Here is an 18,606-nt window from a genome sequence, read left to right as displayed (position 1 = left end):
ACAAACCCGGTACGGTTCATGCCTTTTTCTTCCCATAGTCTATATAATGTATAAGTTGCATAAGTAGACCTAAGGTCATGAATTGCATAGTTAAAATTCTGAAATTTTTTAGATAAATCATTTCTTATTTCAGAAAAAGATTTTTCTATTGTATTTGAATTAAAAGGAATACCTTGACGGCTGATAAACAGCTTTCCAGATTGATTTTTTCCTTTATCTGTATACTTTTGTCGTGATGAAGACCACATATATTGATATAGCTTAAACATCAAAGAAGATGGAAATTCGACATACCGTTGTTTACTGAATTTTGTTGCGACGTTATTTGTAGGGCCAACTGAAATTGAGATAGGATAGCTATTCTCTGGATTAATAATAATTGATTCTGGTAACGTCAGAATTTCTTGAAGTCGTAATCCAGTAGCTAGCGCAACTTCGAAAATAAGAGCTTTATCACTTGAAATCGTAGTCAAATGTTTAATGAATGCATTTAGGTGCTCTTGATTTAAGGGTGATAACTTACGTGTTATGTGCTTTCTTTGTTCTCTCGGTAGCTTCCTCATCAAATTAGTAGTTTGTACATTAATAATACGTTGTGTATGAGACAGCACACCTGTTTGATGTATAGATACTACTTCGAAATCAAAAGGTTTATTTTTTTCAGAAAATTCGATTAAATGATTTCTACCTAAAAATTTATAAAAATTAACGATGACTCTTAGGTAGGTTTTTGCTGTAGAAATTGCTATATGATCTGATTTAATCGCTGTTACTAAAAAATCTGCAAACCTGAAAGTTTGTTTACGACTTTTAGAATGCGGGAATTGCCAATAATTTAAATTATTTTGATGTAAGAATCTAAAATAGAGTAGTAGTGCTTTTGCATCTGTAGCAGTATTTTTTGCCTGTTCTTCATCCTTTTTCCAATATAGATATAAACATGCAGTTTTAACCAATCTGCCATTAGGATCAACAAGAACATGAATCTCTATTTCTTTAGAGCTTTCATTATGTAAAAGTTCAAGCTTTCTTTCACCAGAACTAGTACTTTTTGAGATACGTAATTCTGGATCAGAGAACACTTTGATTTCACGAATGTAATAGTCTTTATCACTCATGCTGATTGTCATCCTCAACTTGACTTAGCATATCACTATACTAAGTCATATTAATTAAATGAAACAATCACCAAGGTTAAGGGGATAATCCGTTACCCCAAGGATATTAACTTTATTACTCAAAAACAGCTTGACTGCTTCGCTGTGCAGATCCATGACCCACTTTCCATCAAACTCCCGGTTGTAGTTCCACAAGCATCTCGCGAGTCTTGCCGGCCCGCTCCACTAACAAGACCACAACATCTCCAACGTTCTTGTCGTCTAGCCGGGCCTGTAATGTGGTGACGTCGTCGACGGCGATACCGTCGATGCTGATAACGCGATCGCCGGGCACGATGCCGCCTGCGGTGACCTTGATGCCGACGAGCCCGGCCCTGTGCGCCACCGAGCCCGGCGTCACGCGCAATACGAATACGCCCTTACTACCGGTCAGCGCCTGCAGACGCGCGTTGAGCTGCTCATCCACCTCGATGCCCAGCGCCGGACGGATGTACTTGCCGGTCTTTATGAGTTGCGGCACCACGCGCATGACGGTATCCACCGGCACAGCGAAACCGATGCCAGCGGACGCGCCCGAAGGGCTGTAGATGGCGGTGTTGATGCCGATCAGCCGCCCGGCCGAATCGAGCAGCGGGCCGCCGGAGTTGCCGGGGTTGATAGCGGCGTCGGTCTGGATCAGGTGATCGATGGCAGGCCCGCCCCCTTCGCCGTCGAGGGTGCGGTCGAGCGCCGAGACGATGCCGGTGGTGAGCGTCCAGTCCAATCCGAAGGGATTGCCGATAGCGAACACTTTCTGCCCGACCTTGAGGTCGGCACTGGTGCCCACCGGCACAGCGGGCGGGCGCTTGAAGCCGACGCCGATCTTGAGCACGGCGATGTCGTGCTCGGGGCTGGCGCCCACCAGCGCAGCCTGATAATCGCGACCGTCGGCCAGTTTGACCGTGGCAGACGATGCCCCCTGGATGACGTGGAAGTTGGTCACCACGTGGCCGGCATCGTCCCAGATGAAGCCGGAGCCGGTGCCGCGCGGCACGGAAAAGACATTGCGCGACCAGACGTCACGCACCAGTTGCGCCGTGGTGATGTAAACCACCGACCCGCGCGATTTCTCGAACAGTTGGATGGTGGTCTGCTCGTCTGCCGCCAGATCACCACGCGGTGTCACCGTGCGCTCGGCCGCTTCGCGCGGACTGAACCAGGCTTCGATGGCAGGCAAGAACTGCCACAGCAGCATGAGTGCGGCGATGCAGCCAGTGATGACGAGCCAGCGCCGGATGAATCGGTCCGGCGCCGGGCGGCTGTTGAGGTCGGGGTAGGTCATGCCATTCTCCTTGTTGAAATCAGCGCCAGACACCGCTGGCGCGCCAACGCGGTGGGCGTGGCGCCAAGGGGATGTCCGGCAGAAATGGGCTGGAATGAAGCGGTTGCGGTGCCATCGAATCAGCCAATTCCCGCAAGCGTTGGATGCGCTCTGTCGTCGCCGGATGCGTGCGCAACCAGGAGGGTTCCGGGTTGCCCCATCCGGGCAGCAGCCAGGCGCGACTCTCCCGCTCGATCTTGGCGAGCGCCAAAGCCAATCCCTGTGGGTCGCCGGTCAATTCGGCGGTGAGCCGGTCGGCGTCGAATTCGTGCACCCGCGACAAACCCAGTTGCGCCAGCAGCGCGAGCTGCGGCGAAATGGCCAGCAACAGCAGCGCCGGCCACTGGATAGCGACTGTGCCCCACAGCAAGGCCGGCAGGCTGAAGAGGAGCATGATTTGCCCCAACAAGGCCAGAAGATGGGTGAGCCGGCTGATGGAATCGGCCAGGTCCATGACACGCAAATCCTCGTTCGCAATATGCGCGATTTCGTGGCCGAGCACGCCGGTCAACTCACGGGGCGTGAGGCTACGCAGCAGACCGTCGGTCAGCGCGATGGCCGCGTGATGCTTCGTACCGGTGGCGAAGGCGTTGATGCCCCCGCTGGGCACGTAGTGCGGTACCGGCACGGCAGGCAACCCGGCCCGCGCCGCCAGTTCGCGCAACACAGCCCAAAGATCGGGCGCTTCATTCGGGTGCAGAGGGCGTGCGCCATACAGCAGACTGCCGGCGACGGCGGCAATCCCGAGCAGGGTCAGCACCAACAGCGCGGTTTGCAGGCGATTGAGCCAGCGATGCCGCGCGCCGGCAGCCTGCGCGTGGCGCCGATCACGATGGCTCATTTGGGCTTTCCACGGCGGCCCGGTCATCGCGCTCGCGCAGCAGCCAGTAAGTCGCCCCGAGGGCCAGCATCGCGCCTGCGAGCGCCGCGATCTTGGCGGGGCTGGTCTCCGGGTCGAGGATCACGAACTTGCGCGCCAGGGCGATCAGCCCGATCAGGATCACCGTCTTGACCTGGATGATGCTATCGCGGCGCAAGGCCACCCGCACGATGGAATGCTTGAACTCCATGGCGATGAGCAGCGTCATGATCATGCCGAACACGGTCTGGAAGACCTTGTGATCGAGCGGATTGAACGCATCGATGACCAGCATGCTGAAGACGATCGAGATCAGCTGCAGCAGCGAGACCACGATGATCACGGCAATGATTGCGGACAGCGCGAGCGCGATCACCTGTTCGAAGCGCTCGTAGAACGTCATCACTGCCCATTGGGCACGAAATGTTTTGATCGGGTCCGGTTGCTTTTCCTTCATCGCCATTCCTCTCAATTCTGAAATACTTGTGCGCCCACAACTTGGTTGCGCCCTCGTCTTTTTGCCTGGTAGAGCGCGCTGTCCGCCTGCTGCATCACCTGCTCGAAAGAGTTTAAGCAGACGTCAAGGGGGGCCACCCCCATGCTGGCGCTATAGCTGATCGACACCTCTCCACACACCACCGCTGTCGTCGCAACGTCCTGACGAAATCGCTCCGCCCATACTTGGGCGTCTTCAATCGATGCCGCTTCCAACAACACAGCGAATTCCTCCCCCCAATCCGGGCAGCCATGTCGGTTGCGCGAATGTGTTCCCTCAACCGTGCAGCAAAGTGCTTGAGCACCTCATCGCCGCACCCGTGTCCATATAGTAAGCACGCAAAAAAACCAATACAATACCTAAGGGAGCATTTGCTCCCTTATCTTTTTAGTCAAATAAATCTGCTCTTACTTCTTCCAAAGCACGATCTGACTTAAAACGATTACATATCGGATGAATAATTGCTCCATTTTCTAAAACACCGTAACCACCTTCTGCTTTCGATTCACGATGATCTACTTCAGTTGATTCAAGGTATAGAGCGCTATCACATACTTCACAATAGCTCCAAGTTTTCCTTTCCTCACGTTGATAAAGATTTCTTTTGGTCGCGAGTGAAAAATTTAGAGGTTTTTTCTTCTTTGATGATCTTACTGATTGCACAAAGCTCACAACATCATCCACAATGCTCTCATCATAATCACCACCAAAACGGTCAAGGTAAAAATCATTAAAATTAATATAATCAAATGATTGACTCATCGAAAGAATGACGGTGTTCAAACAAACTTCATCTTCAAAATCTAAATCCATATTGAGTCCAATACAAATGAATGCTTGATACACGTTCTTCAATCGCTCATGCGATCTGATCCCACTACCAAACTTACCTACAGTTTCTTTGATCGCCACAGGAATTTTTTCAATTAAACTTTCAACACCACGGCGTGCTCGAGTAAATCCAATAAAATCTATCTTTTTATTCTGTATTTCAAAACAGTCTTTTTCAATTTCACAGACGATAGAGAACCAGGCCAAAAAGGATGTCACTTGAAAACGATTATCTTTATAAAAATATAGTTTTGGGTGTAAGCCCAAACTTGGAATCCGAATACTAATTGGTGGTGTAGCGATACGACACAGCACAACTCTAAGTTTTAGCATTAAATTTTCTACACGCTGACCTTGGTCTATATTCACAGTATTCTGACTAGTATCACCAAACATGATATTCAGGAGTTCATTGACCAAGCCGATTTTTTTACCGTGTGTTAAATCTGGCTCTAAAAGTATTATCTTAAAAAGATGATCATGAATTTGCTCACCCAAAGTGATCACTTCATTTATCCGCTCGTAATTCAGTTCAGCCAAGTTGGATTTATTATCGTTTATATAACAACACGCATAAATCACATAAAAAGCATCACTTCCCCTATTTTGTAAATGATATTCTTCATCTGGATCTAATCGTTTCGTATCCGAATTGATTGAACAAAAGGCTTTTCGAGCTTCCTCAGGTGTCCCAATGACTTCAATAAAATTAATTTTGGTTGATTTTAATTTTTGCTGAAACTCAGAATCGCTACATAACTCTTGAAAATCAGCTAATCCACCTAATCGATTACGAATCTGACGAATATCTCGTTTTTGTGGTGCCGTGAATTTTGGGGCTCCTATTACTTGCTCATCAATAAAGTATCTTTTAATCTAAGCATAAATAATTGAAATCCTGTGCCCACCATCAATAATATAAATATTGCCAGCGGCATCTTTCCAATAGCGAACGCATAAATTGACATTACGATCATTCAAACAATCTAGAATGAACTCCTTAATTTCAGTAGGGCTCCAACACTCTGTGGAGCGTTGATTGTCTGCTTTATATAGTTTTTCTAGAATCTCATGGTTGGCGAAGTCATAAAGTGATATTTCAAAGTTATGGTGCAGATTTGAGTGCGACATTTCGTCAGGCACCATCATTTTTCTTTGAATAATATTGGTTAAAAGCTTAGTACGGGCCATTTTATTTTCTCTAGGCAATACTTCTCTATATCTCGTAAGATTACGAAATTAGAAGTAATTAAAATTAAAGTTAGTGATTAATGAATTAAATATTCATTAATTCAGAAGTATCTTTTTGCTAGAGAAAAAACAGATAGAAATAGTATAAAGACGCATTTTAAACCTCGTTGATAGATTGTCGTTTGCCAACATCCTTTCCACGAGATGGAGGCAAACCAAATAGGGTGTGGAAATACCGCTCAACGAAACGGCCAGTCAAAGACTGCCCTACCTGGCTTACCATAAAAGCGCCATGTAGACACAAAAGAGCCACTAAGACTCTCTAGTTCGTTGAGTAACAGGTTTCCACGCCTGGTCACAGAATTTGCTGTAACATCTTTATCTTATGTGCATAAATTCAATTGGTCAAATTTTATGATTAATATTTAATCAATTGATTCAAAAATAATTACCTATATTTTTATAGGCTTAAAGATACAGATGAGTATCTTATAATTTCTAATATTTAGTTGATGTAAACTGATCGCAATGAAACTCTATATATTTAAGCAGCGTGATTTAATAAAGGAAGTAGATTGAAACTGCAAATTTTATCGGATACTCACAATTCTAAATATTCAATATCAGAGCAAGCTGATGTCATTATTCACGCTGGCGATTTTTCTAATCGCTTAAGTGGTGCAATTGAGTTTGCCGAAAAATGTAAATCTCTGAATAAAAAATTTATCTTTGTTTTAGGTAATCATGATTACTACAGCTCTAACTACAGTTCAGTCGTGAATTTCTTGAAAGAAAACTACCCTGAAAATGCACTACTTGACGACAACCATATCAAAATTCAAGATAAAATATTTGTAGGCGGCACGTTATTTACGAACTTCCGCTCCAATTCCCCACTTACATCTCCTAACGTACTTTTACAGTCTCAAAAAGATGCTGAACAATCGATTTATGATTTTGATCAAATCATGATTGGCAGTGATCATCGAACGATAACTGCTAATGACTACATAGAATTATTTAAAAAATATCATGAAAATATTATGAAATTTAAGGATCAAGATAATGTGATTGTCATTACTCACTTCCCGCCTCATTTAGCTTGTCTTGATCCATATTGGGGTGCACATCCTGTTGCATCTGCACTCAATCCCTATTTTATTAATGATTTAGATATAAAAGGCTTTAAGTTATGGATTGCAGGACATACGCATACATCAGTGGATACTGTAGTCGATGGATGTAGATTAGTGATCAATCCATTGGGTTATCCGCCAGAACAAGGTAAAAATGGGTTTAGAGAAAATTTGATCATCGAAGTTTAAGTAGTCATACCCGTATTGAAGTAATTTAAACCAATTCTAATATCATACATCCTATAGTACTGTTGATTTAGCTTTTACACCATGAACCAGGCGAAACTCATGTTGATTCCTTTAGATCCAGAAAATGATTGGAAAAATAAAATTGCAGATCAAATACTTAAAGATCTACTAGACATCCATAAAATCCAAGGTAATTCTATTAAAAAAATGAAAGCAGACCAAAATGGTGTTTTCTATGTGGAAGAGGAAATATCAATTGACGACTTACTCAAGCAATTTTGAACTCTGCTCATTGAAACGATATAAAGCGCTTGAATTTTATATTTAAAAGCTTAACCAAATTGTATCACCTGTAGATGCGTACATAGCTTCAGCAGTTTCTTTCAACACATCACTCTCATCCGTTTCCATTGATAGTTCATCACATGCATGATACCTACTATCGCTTGTGGAAAATAAGCTAGATTGAGCCGTAGTACTATGCTGTATAAATCTAATTCTATCTTGCTTTAAAAGCTGCACACCACGGTAGCTAGCACGCATTTGATTTAATACTTGAAGACGTCTTTCATTTGTAGTCATTATTACTTTTCTCGACATTCATTGTCTCCTTGATTTTTATCTGAAATTAAGATTAATAAATTATGACATAAATTAAAATTGAGTAATGATCTAACTATCCCGCAATACCTCATTAAAATCACAGAGATAAAATAAAAACTTAAGTAATAGACTTCTTTCATAAGTCATTTTTCACTCAGTTCCATATTAGGGGCTGCGTTTGAGGCGCTCCCATTCCAGCTGTAATAGTTCGTTAAACGCCCGCCGGTTCGACAAGCCGGTCAAGGGGTCGGTGATCGCCATACGCAGCAACTGCTGCTCCATTTCCTTGCGAGAAGAGATGTCGAGCAGAGTGCCGACTATCAGTTGCCTGCCCGCGTCACCCAGCCATCGACCGCGATCCAAAACCCAAATCCAAACGCCGGATCGATGACGAACGCGGTACTCGCACTCCAATCGCTCCGACGGTTTTTTTTGATAAGCGCGCACCTTTGCCAGAACGACCGGTAAATCCTCCGGGTGAATACGCGCTTGCCATGCGGCATGGGTGGCGCCAATCTTCTCGTCGTCGGAGGTGAAGCCGAACATCGCCAGACTGCGGGCAGAAAGCCTGAAGCTGTCGGTGGCGATATCCCATTCCCAGAACCCCAATTCTGCGCCTTCCAGGGCGATGGCGATCCGTTCGTTGTCGTCGATTTTCGCTTGTTGGCGAAGCTTCAGCTCGTCGCGCCTCTGGCGATTGGTACGAGCAAAACCCCACGCGCAACCGCCATGCCAATATTGGCAAGTAGCGACACCATCAACCCAATGGCCGGCCCGTTCATGGTCTATCCCCACCTGACTCACTGAGTGTCTGCCGTAATTCCTCGATCCGGCGGTTGACGTAGTCGGCATTGATGCCCAGCATCAACAGCACCTGCTCGGCCAGCCCCAGTCCCAAAGCCAGGTACAACGGGTACAGCCTGACATTGGGCAGATTACGCAAAAGCTGGGCATCCGTTACGCGGTCAGTGGCCACCACCAAGGGCAAGGTCGGGCGGCGTTCGAGGACCGCTCGCGCAATGCGCTCGGCCGTCTGCGGACGAACAAGCGTCAGCACCACCAGACGGGCATGGGCCAATCCGGCGGCGGCCAGGGTGTCGAGCCGACTGGCATCGCCATACGACACCGGCGCCCCCATCGCACGACCCGCTTCGACCCTTTGGCGGTCCGATTCCAGCAGCAAATGCGGCACGCCTGCCAGGCGCAGCGTTCGACTCAGCAGCAGCCCGATTTCATCCGCCCCACAGATGATCACATGGTCGCGCAACGACCGCGCCCGCTCGGCGACTTCGCCTTCTTCGGCCTGCGGTGGCTGACCAAGTGCGCCCGAGCGGCTGAATGCCCGCGCCCAACGGTCATGGTGTCGGATCAGGAGCGGCGCCAACCCCATGCTCAGCACCAGCGCGACCAGCATCTGTTGCACCACGTTGGCTGCAACCAAGTGCTGCTGCATGACCATGCCCAGGAGCAGCAGCGCAAACTCGCCGCCATGCCCCAGCACGATGCCTGTGCGCCAGGCGTCGAGCGCCGACAGGCGGGTTGCGCGCAGCGCCAGAAAGTTCAGCCCCATCTTGAGAGGCACCAAGGCCAGCAGCCAGCCCAGTACCGCCAGCGGTGCTGCCACGATCTGCGCGACATCCAGCTGCAGGCCGATGGTCACGAAGAACAGGCCCGACAGCACATCGCGAAACGGCCTGAGGTGGCTTTCCATGTGGTGCCGGAAGTCGCTCTCGCCCAGCACCATCCCGGCGAGGAAGGCCCCCAGGGCGGCGGATACGCCGACCGCGTGCGCAGCGGCGGCGGCAGCCACCACCACGCACAAGGAGACGAGCACGAACGATTCCTCGTGACCCCGCCGCGCCACCCAGCCCAGCAGGCCATGCAACAGACGGCGCGAGGCGAGGGCCGCTGCCGCGAACAGCAGCAGCACACCGAATACTTCGAGCAGCACATGCTCGATCTTCGGCGACTCGCCGCGCGCCCAGATCGCCAGCAAGGCCAGCAGGGGCACGCTGGCCAGGTCCTGAAAGACCAGCACGGCGATGGCACTGCGGCCGTGGCGGGTGGTGAGCTCGCCTTGGTCGGCCAGTTGTCGGCTGACCAGCGCCGTGGACGACATGGCCGCCGCAGTGCCGAGCAGCACGGCGCTCTGGCCGGGCTGCCCCAGCCACATCAATAGCAGGATCAGCGGCGGGGCCACGGCGATCATCTGCAGAGCACCCGCCATCAGCACTGTTCTGCGGACGAGCCAGAAGTGTCCGAGGGAGAATTCCAGTCCGACCATGAACAACAGCAGCGCCACGCCCAGCTCGGACAGAAAGCTCAGCGTCTCCCCCGGCGCGATCACGCCGATGACTGAGGGGCCCAGTACAACGCCGACAGAGAGATACCCCAGCAAGGCGGGCACTCTGAACGCCGCCGTCGCCATCGCCGCCAGGCTGCAAGCCGCCAGCAGGATTAACGTAGCACCAAGCAAGCCCTGCATCGGTCAGCGTCCCACTTGCGTCGACGTCCAGCGCACGATGTCCTGCGTGCCCATCGCGCCGGCCTGACGGGCGATCTCCCGCCCACCCTGGAACAGGGCGAGCGTCGGGATGCTGCGGATACCGAACTGCGCGGCCAGGTGGGGCTCAGCCTCGGTATTCACCTTCGCCAGCCGGATCCTCGGTTCGAGCTGGTGCGCCGCTTGCTGGAACTGTGGCGCCATCATCTTGCACGGCCCGCACCATGGCGCCCAGAAATCGACCAGCAGCGGCAGATCGCTGCGCTCCACGTGGCGCGAGAACGTCGCCGTGGTCAACTCGATGGGCTCGCCCGTGAACAAGGGCTGCTGGCAGCGGCCACAGTTGGGATGTTCCGATAGCTTCGCAGTCGGTACGCGGTTGATGGACTGGCAATGCGGGCAGACGAGGTGAAGATCATTCTTCATGGTTCGCCTCCTTGGACTACAGTGAGGCTGCCTCGCTTCGGGTCACAGACAATGCCGACCAATCAACGCCTTGGAGCCAATCGTTCCCGTTTTTGCTTACTCCGGCCTCTTCCAGATGAGCAGCGATGAATGCTTCGGCCTGCATGAGCCACCTTCGGACAGCATCTTCCTTATTAGGAATCAGCAGGATTTCAGAGACGCTGCTGGCATTCAGCCCGTCCACACGGATAAGCAGAAAAATGCGCCGCCACAAACGCGGCATGTCCTTCAGCAGGTCAAATGCAAAAGCGAACTCGCTCGACCGATCAATCAGCTCCTCCTGTTCCGCGATCGTTGCGACATCGGGATGCTGACTGCCAGCGAAGATATCGGCCAGCTTGAGTGTGTCATCGGGCTGATAAAATTCGAAGATTTCCTCTTCCACCATGGCCTCGGCCACGTCTTGGGCATCCGGTTCGACCGGCGCGTCCAGAGAAACGAATTCGCCAAATTGCCGGCTGCTTGCCACTTCGTTATCCAGGACGGCGAACAGATGCTTCAAAAGACCGGTGTAAGCCTCTTTTTCCCCCGGCACGGATTGCCATTCCACCTCAGCTCGGACAATCGCTTCATCCACCACGTCGCGTAGCGTCGGATAATCGCGCGGTAAATCGCCGACGGCCCGCAGATAAGCCAGCTCACGCCTTGCGACAGCCTCAAGTTTCGACAGTAGAGGCATTCGGGTCACCTCGGCCTTATGGGCGGCTAATGCGGGTTTTGCGGCAATCCGCACCTTGAGCTCGCGCAAGCGCTCGCGTCGTGCTTTGCGCTTGATTTGATCCTGAGCATGCAGTCGGTCAAAATGCTTCTTGGCCTGACGGAACAACGACTTTGCGAGCATCTGCGCGAGGGGCGTCAGCTCGTCATGTGATGCAGTAACGCTGACAATCTTTTTGCCGGGCAGGTGCATATAGCCACTGGCCAGAAATTGCCGCTTGATCTTGTCGCGATCAAGGACGATTTGAAGTTGCGCTGAATCTTTAGTGTGTTTGTCGAGCAATGGCTTGAGGGCGTGCTCGATCACATTTCCCAAAGCTCTCTGCCAAGGTTCATGAAACTCTTTGTCGATAGCTCGATAGCTATATTGCATCTGCATGTATGACTCCTTCAATGTCATTTCTATGGAGGTATGAATCGAGGATGCTCATATCCATAGATTTTGGTTTGGCACGCTCTTACCCCAGGCGCGTTTTGCGAAGACTCCAACTAAAGAACAAAAGCGTGACGCCATAGACTGCCGCATGGAAACCCAACAGCCAGCCTGCGGCCACGAATGACTCGACCGGACGGGTAAAAAATATCCACAAGACGATAGCGCCAAGTATAATCGAGAGCAGTCCACTGAGGGCAAGCCAGATTTCACCCTTGATTTCCCGACGCAGCCGAACGGCGGCGGATATCTCCAGCACACCGGTGAAAATCGCCCAGAAGCCCACGCTAGCCCATAAAAAAGAAGCCAAGACTATCGTGGCGACCCAAGGAGCAACCAAGACGACGACGCCCGTAAGTATGCCGACAATGCCGCTGAACAGCAGCCAGCCCCAGCGCTCTTTTTTCTGGATATGGCGCACCGCTGCAAACAAGTTGAACGCGCCATTGACCAAGGAAAATGCGCCGAACATGATGGTCATAGCCAACAGAGCCGATTGTGGCATCCAGAACGCGAGGGCTGCAAAAATCAATGCCAAGACACCGCGCAGCATAAAAAGCCACCAATTTTGGCTCAGCGAACAAAGTGCTTTGGTGGGGTCATCCGCATTGGAATTGGCGATGGTATCTGTGTTCATGCAATATTTCCTAAAGATCTATACAAAATAAAAAATCAAACACTCATGGGACAAGAGAGGGGGCGCTATGCGCCCCCTCTCCAGCGGTTTCAGAACAACTTGGACAGTTTTGCCTTGACTTCATCGAGCCAGCCTTTTCCGCAGCCTCCCCCTCCCGTCTTTTCCTTGATTTTCTTGAGTTCAGCGTACAGGGGCTCAAAGTCCTTCCTTTTACCATAGCCCAGCAGTTCTGCCATTTCCAACTGCTGCCGGGCTTCGTTCAACAATGTCTCCAGGCGCTCATTGGATGCTTCGCTGCGCTGACCATCTTCTACCAGGGGCTCGGCGCGCTTCAGGAGCAGCTTCGCACGCAGGACGGGCAGCGGAAGCACACTGCGCTCCTCGACCAGCGTGCTGAGCGCTGACTGCAGCGCGGCTTTGGCTTCTTCGATCTTGCCCTGATCGATCAGCGGCACGACTGCCTTCACGGCTGCGGGATAGGACGCCAAAGGGATGTTGGTGACCGTGATCACGATTTCACTGGCCAGCAAAGCCAGCACGTGGCGAGCCCGTTGCACCTCGCCATGTTTGAGGGCATCCAGCGCCTCGTCGGTCATCGCCTCAATGGTTTCCGTGTTGGCGAACAAGTCGTGCACGATGGTGCGCACATCAACGCCGGCCAGGGCGAGCGTGGGTTCGCGCGCGACGATCAGCTCCAGCTTTCCCGTCACTTCGGCCAGCGTTGCCAATGCGCGTGCAGTGTCCTTGCCGTCAAGTGCGGCCAGCGCTGATTTGGTCAGCGACAAGGCCGAGACGGCCTCATTGAGGACTTGTTTACGTTTGTCTGCCGCCTGCGAGTCCGTTTCCTTCTGAACCTCAGGCTGTACCTCCGTGACGACTTCAGGCTTGGCCTCTGGACTGACAGGAAGGCTGCTTACCGCGGCCTGTTCGTTTATTCCTTCGTTCGTCGCATTGGGATTCGGTGTTTGCTCATTCATGGTGATATACCTCGTATGAGATAGTGAAAATAGGCGAATCTATTGGGGCTGAATGCGAACATCGCGAGACTGACCGACAGAGCAGTCAGCCCCTTCATCACCTCAAAACAGCTTTTGGATGCGCGTCTTCAACTCGTCGAACCATCCCTTGCCGCTTTTGCCACCAGCCGACTTTTGCTCAATGAACTTCACCTGATCGAAGATGGGTTTGAAGTCTGCCTTCTTGCCATAACCCAGGATCTGCGCCATCTCGATCTCCGTGCGCACGGACGACAGCAAGGTGCTGAGCTCCTCGTTCTGCTTGGCATCGCGCTTGTCGGTCTCGGCCAGCTTTTCAGCTTTTGCGATCGCGGCTTCGGCCCGTAGCACGGGCAGAGGAAAGGCGACCGAGGTCACCACCAGGGTGTTCAGTGCTCGGGCGAGTTCCGCTTTGGCGTTGTCGATCTTGCCGCTGTCGATGAGCCCGGCTCAGCGCATCGACGAACTGCCCCCGGAAACAGCCGCCGCTCCCGCCGCTGGTAACGGTTGATGCCGAACAGCCCATACAGCAGCGAACCGCCCAGCGGCAACAGCGCGATCAGCAGCACCCACAGCGTGGCCGATCGAGGGTCACGCTTGAAGATGACCGCGTGCCCCGCTGTGGGGATAGTGACCGCCAGCGGCACGAGGGTGGCTGCCCATGTCAGCCCGTTGGGGTCGGACACGACAGCCCCATCGCTCAAGATTCGCCGCCCGCTGACTTCTTCTTGCGCGCAGGCTTGCTCGCGTCGCTCGGCGGCTCGGCCGCCTTCGCGGCATCGGGCTTCTCAGGCTCGGCCGGCTTCGCGGGTGGCTCCTGGCGCTCGCAGACCACCCGTTCGGCCTTGTCGTCCCAGCGGGCGCTGGCGTGATCGCCCTTGCCAATGCCGCCGCCGAGCATCTCGCGCGCCAGCGTCGTTTCCAGTTCGCTGCGGATCAGGCGCTTGAGTTCACGCGCACCGAACTCCGGCTTGTAGCCTTCTTCCGCGAAATGGTCGATCAGCGTCTGATCGAAGGTGAGCATCACGCCCTGGCTGGCGGCGTTGCGGGCCACACGATCGAGCTGTAGGCCGACGATATGGCGGATCTCCTCCTTGCCCAGCGCATGGAAGACGATGATCTCGTCGATGCGGTTGAGGAACTCGGGGCGGAAGTGTCCGCGCAGCACGTCCATCACCTCGAACTTGGTCTTCTCGTATTCCTCGCCGGCGGCGCTACGGGCCTTCAGCCGACGCTGGATGATGTCCGAGCCCAAGTTCGAGGTGGCGATGATGATGGTATTGGTGAAATCCACCACCCGGCCCTTGCCGTCGGTGAGCCGCCCGTCGTCGAACACCTGCAGTAGGATGTTGTAGACGTCGGGGTGAGCCTTCTCGATTTCGTCCAGCAGCAACACGCTGTAGGGCTTGCGCCGCACCTTCTCGGTGAGCTGACCGCCTTCGTCGTAACCGATGTAACCCGGAGGCGCCCCCACCAGACGTGCCACGGTATGGCGTTCCCCGTACTCGGACATGTCGATGCGCAGCAGCGCACCTTCATCGCCATAGATGGACTCGGCCAGCGCCTTGGCGAGCTCGGTCTTGCCCACCCCGGTCGGGCCCAGGAACAGGAAGGTAGCCACCGGTTTGCTGCCTTCGCGTAAGCCCGCGCGAGACAGCCGCACGGCATCGGCCACGGCACGGACCGCCTCGTCTTGTCCCACCAGGCGCTCGTGCAGCCGTTGTTCCAGGTGCAGCAGCTTTTCGCGCTCTTCCACCGTCAACTCGTTGACCGGGATGCCGGTCAGGCGCGAAACGATCTGGGCCACGTGTTCTGCCTTGACTTCGGCACTGCCGGAGGCCCGCTCCCGCTCCCAGCCCTCGATCAGCTTCTTGAGCTCGGCCTCCTTGGCCTCGATGCGCTTGCCGAGCTCGGCGGCCTTGTCGTACTGCTTGCGCGCGGCCACGTAATCCTGTTCACGCCGCAGCTGGTGCAGTTCGGACTCCAGCTCCTGCACGGCCACCGGCCGGGCCGTGGCCGACAGCTTCACGCGCGCGGCCGCCTGGTCGAGCAGGTCGATGGCCTTGTCGGGCAAAAAGCGGGCGGTGATGTAGCGGTCGGACAACTCAGCCGCCGCGATGATCGCGTCCTCAGAGATGCTGACCTTGTGGTGCGCCTCGAAGGTGTCGCGCAGGCCGCGCAGAATCATGATGGCCTGTGCCACTGTCGGCTCGGGCACCGTCACCGGCTGGAAGCGCCGCTCCAGCGCGGCATCCTTCTCGATGTATTTCTGGTACTCGTTGAGCGTGGTGGCGCCGATCAGGTTCAGCTCGCCGCGCGCCATCATCGGCTTGAAGACGTTGGCCACGTCCAGCCCGCCTTCGCCACCGCCCTGGCCGGCACCGACGATGGTGTGCACCTCGTCGATGAACAGAATCAGCTCGCCCTGATGCTCGGAGATCTCCTTCAGCACCTTTTGCACGCGCTCCTCGAACTCGCCGCGATACTTGGCGCCGGCCACCATGGCATTGATGTTGAGTTCCACCAGGCGCTTGTCGCGCAAGGTCTCGGGCACTTCACCGGCCACCATGCGCTGCGCCAGCCCCTCGACGATGGCGGTCTTGCCCACGCCCGGCTCGCCGATCAGCACCGGGTTGTTCTTCTTGCGCCGGGCCAGCACCTCGATGGTGGTCTCGATCTCCTGCGCACGGCCGATCACCGGGTCGAGCTTGCCGTCATGCGCCATCTTGGTCAGGTCACGTGAGTACTTGTCGAGTTCCGGCGTGTTGGTCGGCGTCTCGGCGCGGCCATCCTCGGCGCCCTTGCCGACTACCTTGCTGACCTGTTGGCGCAGCGCCTGCGGCGTCAGGCCGTAGCGGCGCAGCAGGTTGGCGGCCAGCCCTTCGCCTTCCTCGGCCAGACCGACCAGGAAGTGCTCCGGACCGACATAGGAATGGCCGAGTTCATTGGAGGTCACGAAAGCGCGGCTGAGCGCATCCTTCACGCGCGGCGACACGCCGATCTCGCCCTCGAACGGCTTGTCCCCGCGCTTGGCCTCGGACTCGATCTGCCGCTTGAGATCATCGACCTTGATCTTGAACTGACCCAGGATGGTCTTGACCACGTCGCTGTCGGCCAGCGCCAGCAGCAGATGTTCGGTATCCACCTCGGCGCGGCCAAATTCGGCAGCGTGTTTGGCGGCCTCCTGCAGCAGGGCTTCCGACTGTTCGCTGATGCGGCTGGCCAAACCACTGCCGCGACGGCGCGGCGCACCCGAACCTGCGGCGGCGGGCTCGCCGAACGAGGCATCGACCACGTCATCGGTATCGGCGGCCATCGGCGTCGCGTCGTCGCCGATGCGGAAGAAGTCACTGCCGAGGAAGTCCTCGAACAGGCCGCTGCGCGAGCCGAACAAGGCTTCCAGCGGCGAGACGGTGCGCTTTTGCTGGCGCACCAGTTGACGGTAATGGTCGTCACACAACAGCATGGTGCTGTGACGACCGTTGAGATTGGCTTCCACCCGCACGGTGGCGGGTTGGCCGCAGACTTGGCATTGTTTTCTGTCCATGATGATGCTCCTGTAAAGATTGATCTGACGAAGGACCGCCGATCACGGTGCCTCATCTCTTTTTGGTTTTTGAGAAAAACGCGCTGCCCCGCGTCAGCCGTTGATCGGGATCGAGCGCCCCTGCTTGGGCGTACTGGCCTCGCGCTTTTCCATCGTGATCGTGAGCACGCCGTTCTTGAAAGCGGCCTTGATCGTGTCCTGGTTGGCATCGGCCGGCAGGTTCAGAGCGCGCTGAAAGCTGCCGTAGGAGCGCTCCACCCGGTGGAAACCGCCGTCTTTCGTTTCCTGCTCCTGACGCTTTTCACCGCGCACCAGCAGCACGTCGTTGTCGAGCGTGATCTGGATGTCTTTTTCCTCGACGCCGGGTACTTCCAGGGCGATCTTGTACTGCTTGTCGGTCTCCTGGATGTCCAGCGCCGGCTTCAGCATGCCCGGCCAGTCCGACTGCCAGCGTGGCATGGCCAGCGTCGGGAAACCGAAGCCTCGAAACGCGTCGTCGAACAGGCGGTCGATCTCGCGATGCAATTGCAGGATGGGACTGACGGGCCCACCCGCCACCTGCAGGTCATTGCGCTGCACTGGCAGCGAGGCAGTGCTCTGTTGTTCTTCCTGCTCCTTTTTGAACCAGTTCCAGGGAGCCAATTTCTTGAAATCAATGTCCATGTCACACCTCCAGAAGAAAAATTGAAGACTCTCGCTCACTCCGTTTGCCTGCGGCGAAGGACAGCGCGCCCAGACGACACGGAGTGTTCCGCTGACTTTGGCTGCTCATCTGTGCGTATCACCTCCTTCTTTCTGCCTGCTTGGATCTGATCATTGATCCATCGATCGATTTCACTTTGACGAAACCGCCACGTCCCGCCCACCTTGAAAGCCGGAATTTCCCCGTGCGCGGCGAGCCGATAAAGCGTCCGCTTGCCGACTTTCAAGTACGCTGCCAATTCATCGAGCGTGAAAATCACCTGTAGGTGCGCTTTCATTTAGCCCTCTCCAATCGCGTCGCTTTGCGGTTCCGGCCAAGGAAATCCTTGCAAGACTTTGTAAGATATTGCGCTTACCAGGAAAAATATCAAGAGTCAATGTACAGCGATCTCCCGCCCCATTGATGCAGGTCAACTGCTCAGACAAGGTGCAGCAGGGCGACCTGATCAGGCCAACGTGCGGAATTGCCCAGTCGTCGCTGCGGATCGCGTTCCAGAGTCGGGTCGAAACACTTCCGTTGCCCAGACAACGTATAGTAAGCACGCAAAAAAAAATAATACAATACCGATTATTTGTGCAATATGGTTTGTTGTGTAACTTTTCTGTAAATTGCTCTAAGCATAATGATAATTGTTGCATTGCATAACTTCACTGTTTGCAAATGCACTTTTGTTCTGTATTATTGGATACAGATCATGTGCAAGCGTGTTCTAAGGATTCAACCCTGTAACTTCTCTACCGCCAAGTTTTGAAAGTTACGGGGTTTTTCATTTTCTAGGAACAGTTTTACCACACTTCCTCTCCAAGATGGACAACTGGCTTTA

The 18,606-nt window shown here is 53.5% G+C and carries 16 protein-coding genes and 4 pseudogenes; 2 read left to right on the top strand and 18 right to left on the bottom strand.

Annotation, left to right across the window (positions count from 1 at the left end):
• The 6 genes and pseudogenes from RFX69_RS05180 to RFX69_RS05155 form a co-directional block, all read right to left on the bottom strand.
• On the bottom strand, positions 1-1,118 hold a 1,118-nt coding region (locus tag RFX69_RS05180), incomplete at its 3' end, for a site-specific integrase (protein ID WP_108564183.1).
• Positions 1,119-1,287: 169 nt separating this feature from the next.
• Entirely contained in the window at positions 1,288-2,439 is a 1,152-nt protein-coding gene (locus RFX69_RS05175; protein ID WP_004637115.1) for a S1C family serine protease, read from the bottom strand.
• Positions 2,440-2,458: 19 nt separating this feature from the next.
• On the bottom strand, positions 2,459-3,319 hold the full coding sequence (locus RFX69_RS05170) for a zinc metalloprotease HtpX (protein WP_087605925.1): 861 nt from the start codon (positions 3,317-3,319) through the stop codon (positions 2,459-2,461).
• Positions 3,306-3,794, bottom strand: coding sequence for a phosphate-starvation-inducible PsiE family protein (locus RFX69_RS05165; RefSeq protein ID WP_033847091.1), 489 nt, complete (start codon positions 3,792-3,794; stop codon positions 3,306-3,308). The genes RFX69_RS05170 and RFX69_RS05165 overlap by 14 nt, the downstream gene beginning before the upstream one ends.
• 11 nt (positions 3,795-3,805) lie before the next feature.
• Positions 3,806-4,137: pseudogene (locus RFX69_RS05160) on the bottom strand (GGDEF domain-containing protein).
• 83 nt (positions 4,138-4,220) lie between these two features.
• Positions 4,221-5,855, bottom strand: a pseudogene (locus RFX69_RS05155) (HNH endonuclease).
• Positions 5,856-6,430: 575 nt separating this feature from the next.
• On the opposite strand from RFX69_RS05155, the gene RFX69_RS05150 reads away from it, so the two are divergent.
• Both RFX69_RS05150 and RFX69_RS05145 read left to right on the top strand, forming a co-directional pair.
• Positions 6,431-7,180 (top strand): metallophosphoesterase, encoded by a 750-nt coding sequence (locus RFX69_RS05150; protein ID WP_024435961.1) that lies wholly within the window; start codon positions 6,431-6,433, stop codon positions 7,178-7,180.
• Between the two features lie 99 nt (positions 7,181-7,279).
• Positions 7,280-7,462: a hypothetical protein gene (locus tag RFX69_RS05145; protein WP_024435960.1), complete on the top strand. Its 183-nt coding sequence runs from the start codon at positions 7,280-7,282 to the stop codon at positions 7,460-7,462.
• A 42-nt stretch (positions 7,463-7,504) separates the two neighbouring features.
• On the opposite strand, the gene RFX69_RS05140 is transcribed toward RFX69_RS05145, so the two are convergent.
• The 12 genes and pseudogenes from RFX69_RS05140 to RFX69_RS05085 form a co-directional block, all read right to left on the bottom strand.
• Positions 7,505-7,780 (bottom strand): hypothetical protein, encoded by a 276-nt coding sequence (locus RFX69_RS05140; protein WP_087605926.1) that lies wholly within the window; start codon positions 7,778-7,780, stop codon positions 7,505-7,507.
• Between the two features lie 168 nt (positions 7,781-7,948).
• On the bottom strand, positions 7,949-8,587 hold the full coding sequence (locus RFX69_RS05135; RefSeq protein ID WP_228199966.1) for a PAS domain-containing protein: 639 nt from the start codon (positions 8,585-8,587) through the stop codon (positions 7,949-7,951).
• The gene (locus RFX69_RS05130) at positions 8,562-10,268 is read right to left on the bottom strand and encodes a cation:proton antiporter (protein ID WP_108564184.1); all 1,707 of its coding nucleotides are present in this window, start codon (positions 10,266-10,268) and stop codon (positions 8,562-8,564) included. Before RFX69_RS05130 ends, RFX69_RS05135 begins: the two co-directional genes overlap by 26 nt.
• Before the next feature lie 3 nt (positions 10,269-10,271).
• On the bottom strand, positions 10,272-10,712 hold the full coding sequence (trx-GI, locus tag RFX69_RS05125; RefSeq protein WP_087607076.1) for a heat resistance system thioredoxin Trx-GI: 441 nt from the start codon (positions 10,710-10,712) through the stop codon (positions 10,272-10,274).
• A gap of 16 nt (positions 10,713-10,728) precedes the next feature.
• Positions 10,729-11,847 (bottom strand): hypothetical protein, encoded by a 1,119-nt coding sequence (locus RFX69_RS05120; RefSeq protein WP_087607075.1) that lies wholly within the window; start codon positions 11,845-11,847, stop codon positions 10,729-10,731.
• A 79-nt stretch (positions 11,848-11,926) separates the two neighbouring features.
• A complete protein-coding gene (hdeD-GI, locus tag RFX69_RS05115; protein WP_087607074.1) occupies positions 11,927-12,538 on the bottom strand; it encodes a heat resistance membrane protein HdeD-GI in 612 nt (203 codons plus the stop codon).
• 89 nt (positions 12,539-12,627) lie between these two features.
• Positions 12,628-13,515, bottom strand: a complete 888-nt coding sequence (gene yfdX2, locus RFX69_RS05110) for a heat resistance protein YfdX2 (RefSeq protein ID WP_033846777.1) — start codon at positions 13,513-13,515, stop codon at positions 12,628-12,630.
• Positions 13,516-13,617: 102 nt separating this feature from the next.
• A pseudogene (gene yfdX1 / locus RFX69_RS05105) lies at positions 13,618-13,983 on the bottom strand (heat resistance protein YfdX1); the annotation flags it as partial.
• Positions 13,947-14,219: pseudogene (locus RFX69_RS05100) on the bottom strand (PLDc N-terminal domain-containing protein); the annotation flags it as partial. The pseudogenes yfdX1 and RFX69_RS05100, both read right to left, overlap by 37 nt.
• A gap of 14 nt (positions 14,220-14,233) precedes the next feature.
• On the bottom strand, positions 14,234-17,080 hold the full coding sequence (clpK, locus tag RFX69_RS05095; protein WP_106464741.1) for a heat shock survival AAA family ATPase ClpK: 2,847 nt from the start codon (positions 17,078-17,080) through the stop codon (positions 14,234-14,236).
• A 93-nt stretch (positions 17,081-17,173) separates the two neighbouring features.
• The gene (locus RFX69_RS05090; RefSeq protein WP_000350433.1) at positions 17,174-17,743 is read right to left on the bottom strand and encodes an Hsp20/alpha crystallin family protein; all 570 of its coding nucleotides are present in this window, start codon (positions 17,741-17,743) and stop codon (positions 17,174-17,176) included.
• Positions 17,744-17,778: 35 nt separating this feature from the next.
• Positions 17,779-18,060, bottom strand: coding sequence for a helix-turn-helix domain-containing protein (locus tag RFX69_RS05085; RefSeq protein ID WP_017397315.1), 282 nt, complete (start codon positions 18,058-18,060; stop codon positions 17,779-17,781).
• Between the last annotated feature and the right edge of the window lie 546 nt (positions 18,061-18,606).

This window comes from Acinetobacter sp. 148, from assembly GCF_031196675.1.
Lineage (GTDB): Bacteria > Pseudomonadota > Gammaproteobacteria > Pseudomonadales > Moraxellaceae > Acinetobacter > Acinetobacter baumannii.
This window is presented reverse-complemented; position numbering and strand designations above follow the sequence as displayed.

Bases quoted from the DNA above. Each gene is read 5' to 3' on its own strand.
- RFX69_RS05175 (WP_004637115.1), bottom strand. From the start codon at position 2,439: ATGACCTACCCCGACCTCAACAGCCGCCCGGCGCCGGACCGATTCATC.
- RFX69_RS05170 (WP_087605925.1), bottom strand. From the start codon at position 3,319: ATGAGCCATCGTGATCGGCGCCACGCGCAGGCTGCCGGCGCGCGGCAT.
- RFX69_RS05165 (WP_033847091.1), bottom strand. From the start codon at position 3,794: ATGAAGGAAAAGCAACCGGACCCGATCAAAACATTTCGTGCCCAATGG.
- RFX69_RS05145 (WP_024435960.1), top strand. From the start codon at position 7,280: ATGTTGATTCCTTTAGATCCAGAAAATGATTGGAAAAATAAAATTGCA.
- RFX69_RS05140 (WP_087605926.1), bottom strand. From the start codon at position 7,780: ATGTCGAGAAAAGTAATAATGACTACAAATGAAAGACGTCTTCAAGTA.
- RFX69_RS05130 (WP_108564184.1), bottom strand. From the start codon at position 10,268: ATGCAGGGCTTGCTTGGTGCTACGTTAATCCTGCTGGCGGCTTGCAGC.
- trx-GI (WP_087607076.1), bottom strand. From the start codon at position 10,712: ATGAAGAATGATCTTCACCTCGTCTGCCCGCATTGCCAGTCCATCAAC.
- RFX69_RS05120 (WP_087607075.1), bottom strand. From the start codon at position 11,847: ATGCAGATGCAATATAGCTATCGAGCTATCGACAAAGAGTTTCATGAA.
- hdeD-GI (WP_087607074.1), bottom strand. From the start codon at position 12,538: ATGAACACAGATACCATCGCCAATTCCAATGCGGATGACCCCACCAAA.
- yfdX2 (WP_033846777.1), bottom strand. From the start codon at position 13,515: ATGAATGAGCAAACACCGAATCCCAATGCGACGAACGAAGGAATAAAC.
- clpK (WP_106464741.1), bottom strand. From the start codon at position 17,080: ATGGACAGAAAACAATGCCAAGTCTGCGGCCAACCCGCCACCGTGCGG.
- RFX69_RS05090 (WP_000350433.1), bottom strand. From the start codon at position 17,743: ATGGACATTGATTTCAAGAAATTGGCTCCCTGGAACTGGTTCAAAAAG.
- RFX69_RS05085 (WP_017397315.1), bottom strand. From the start codon at position 18,060: ATGAAAGCGCACCTACAGGTGATTTTCACGCTCGATGAATTGGCAGCG.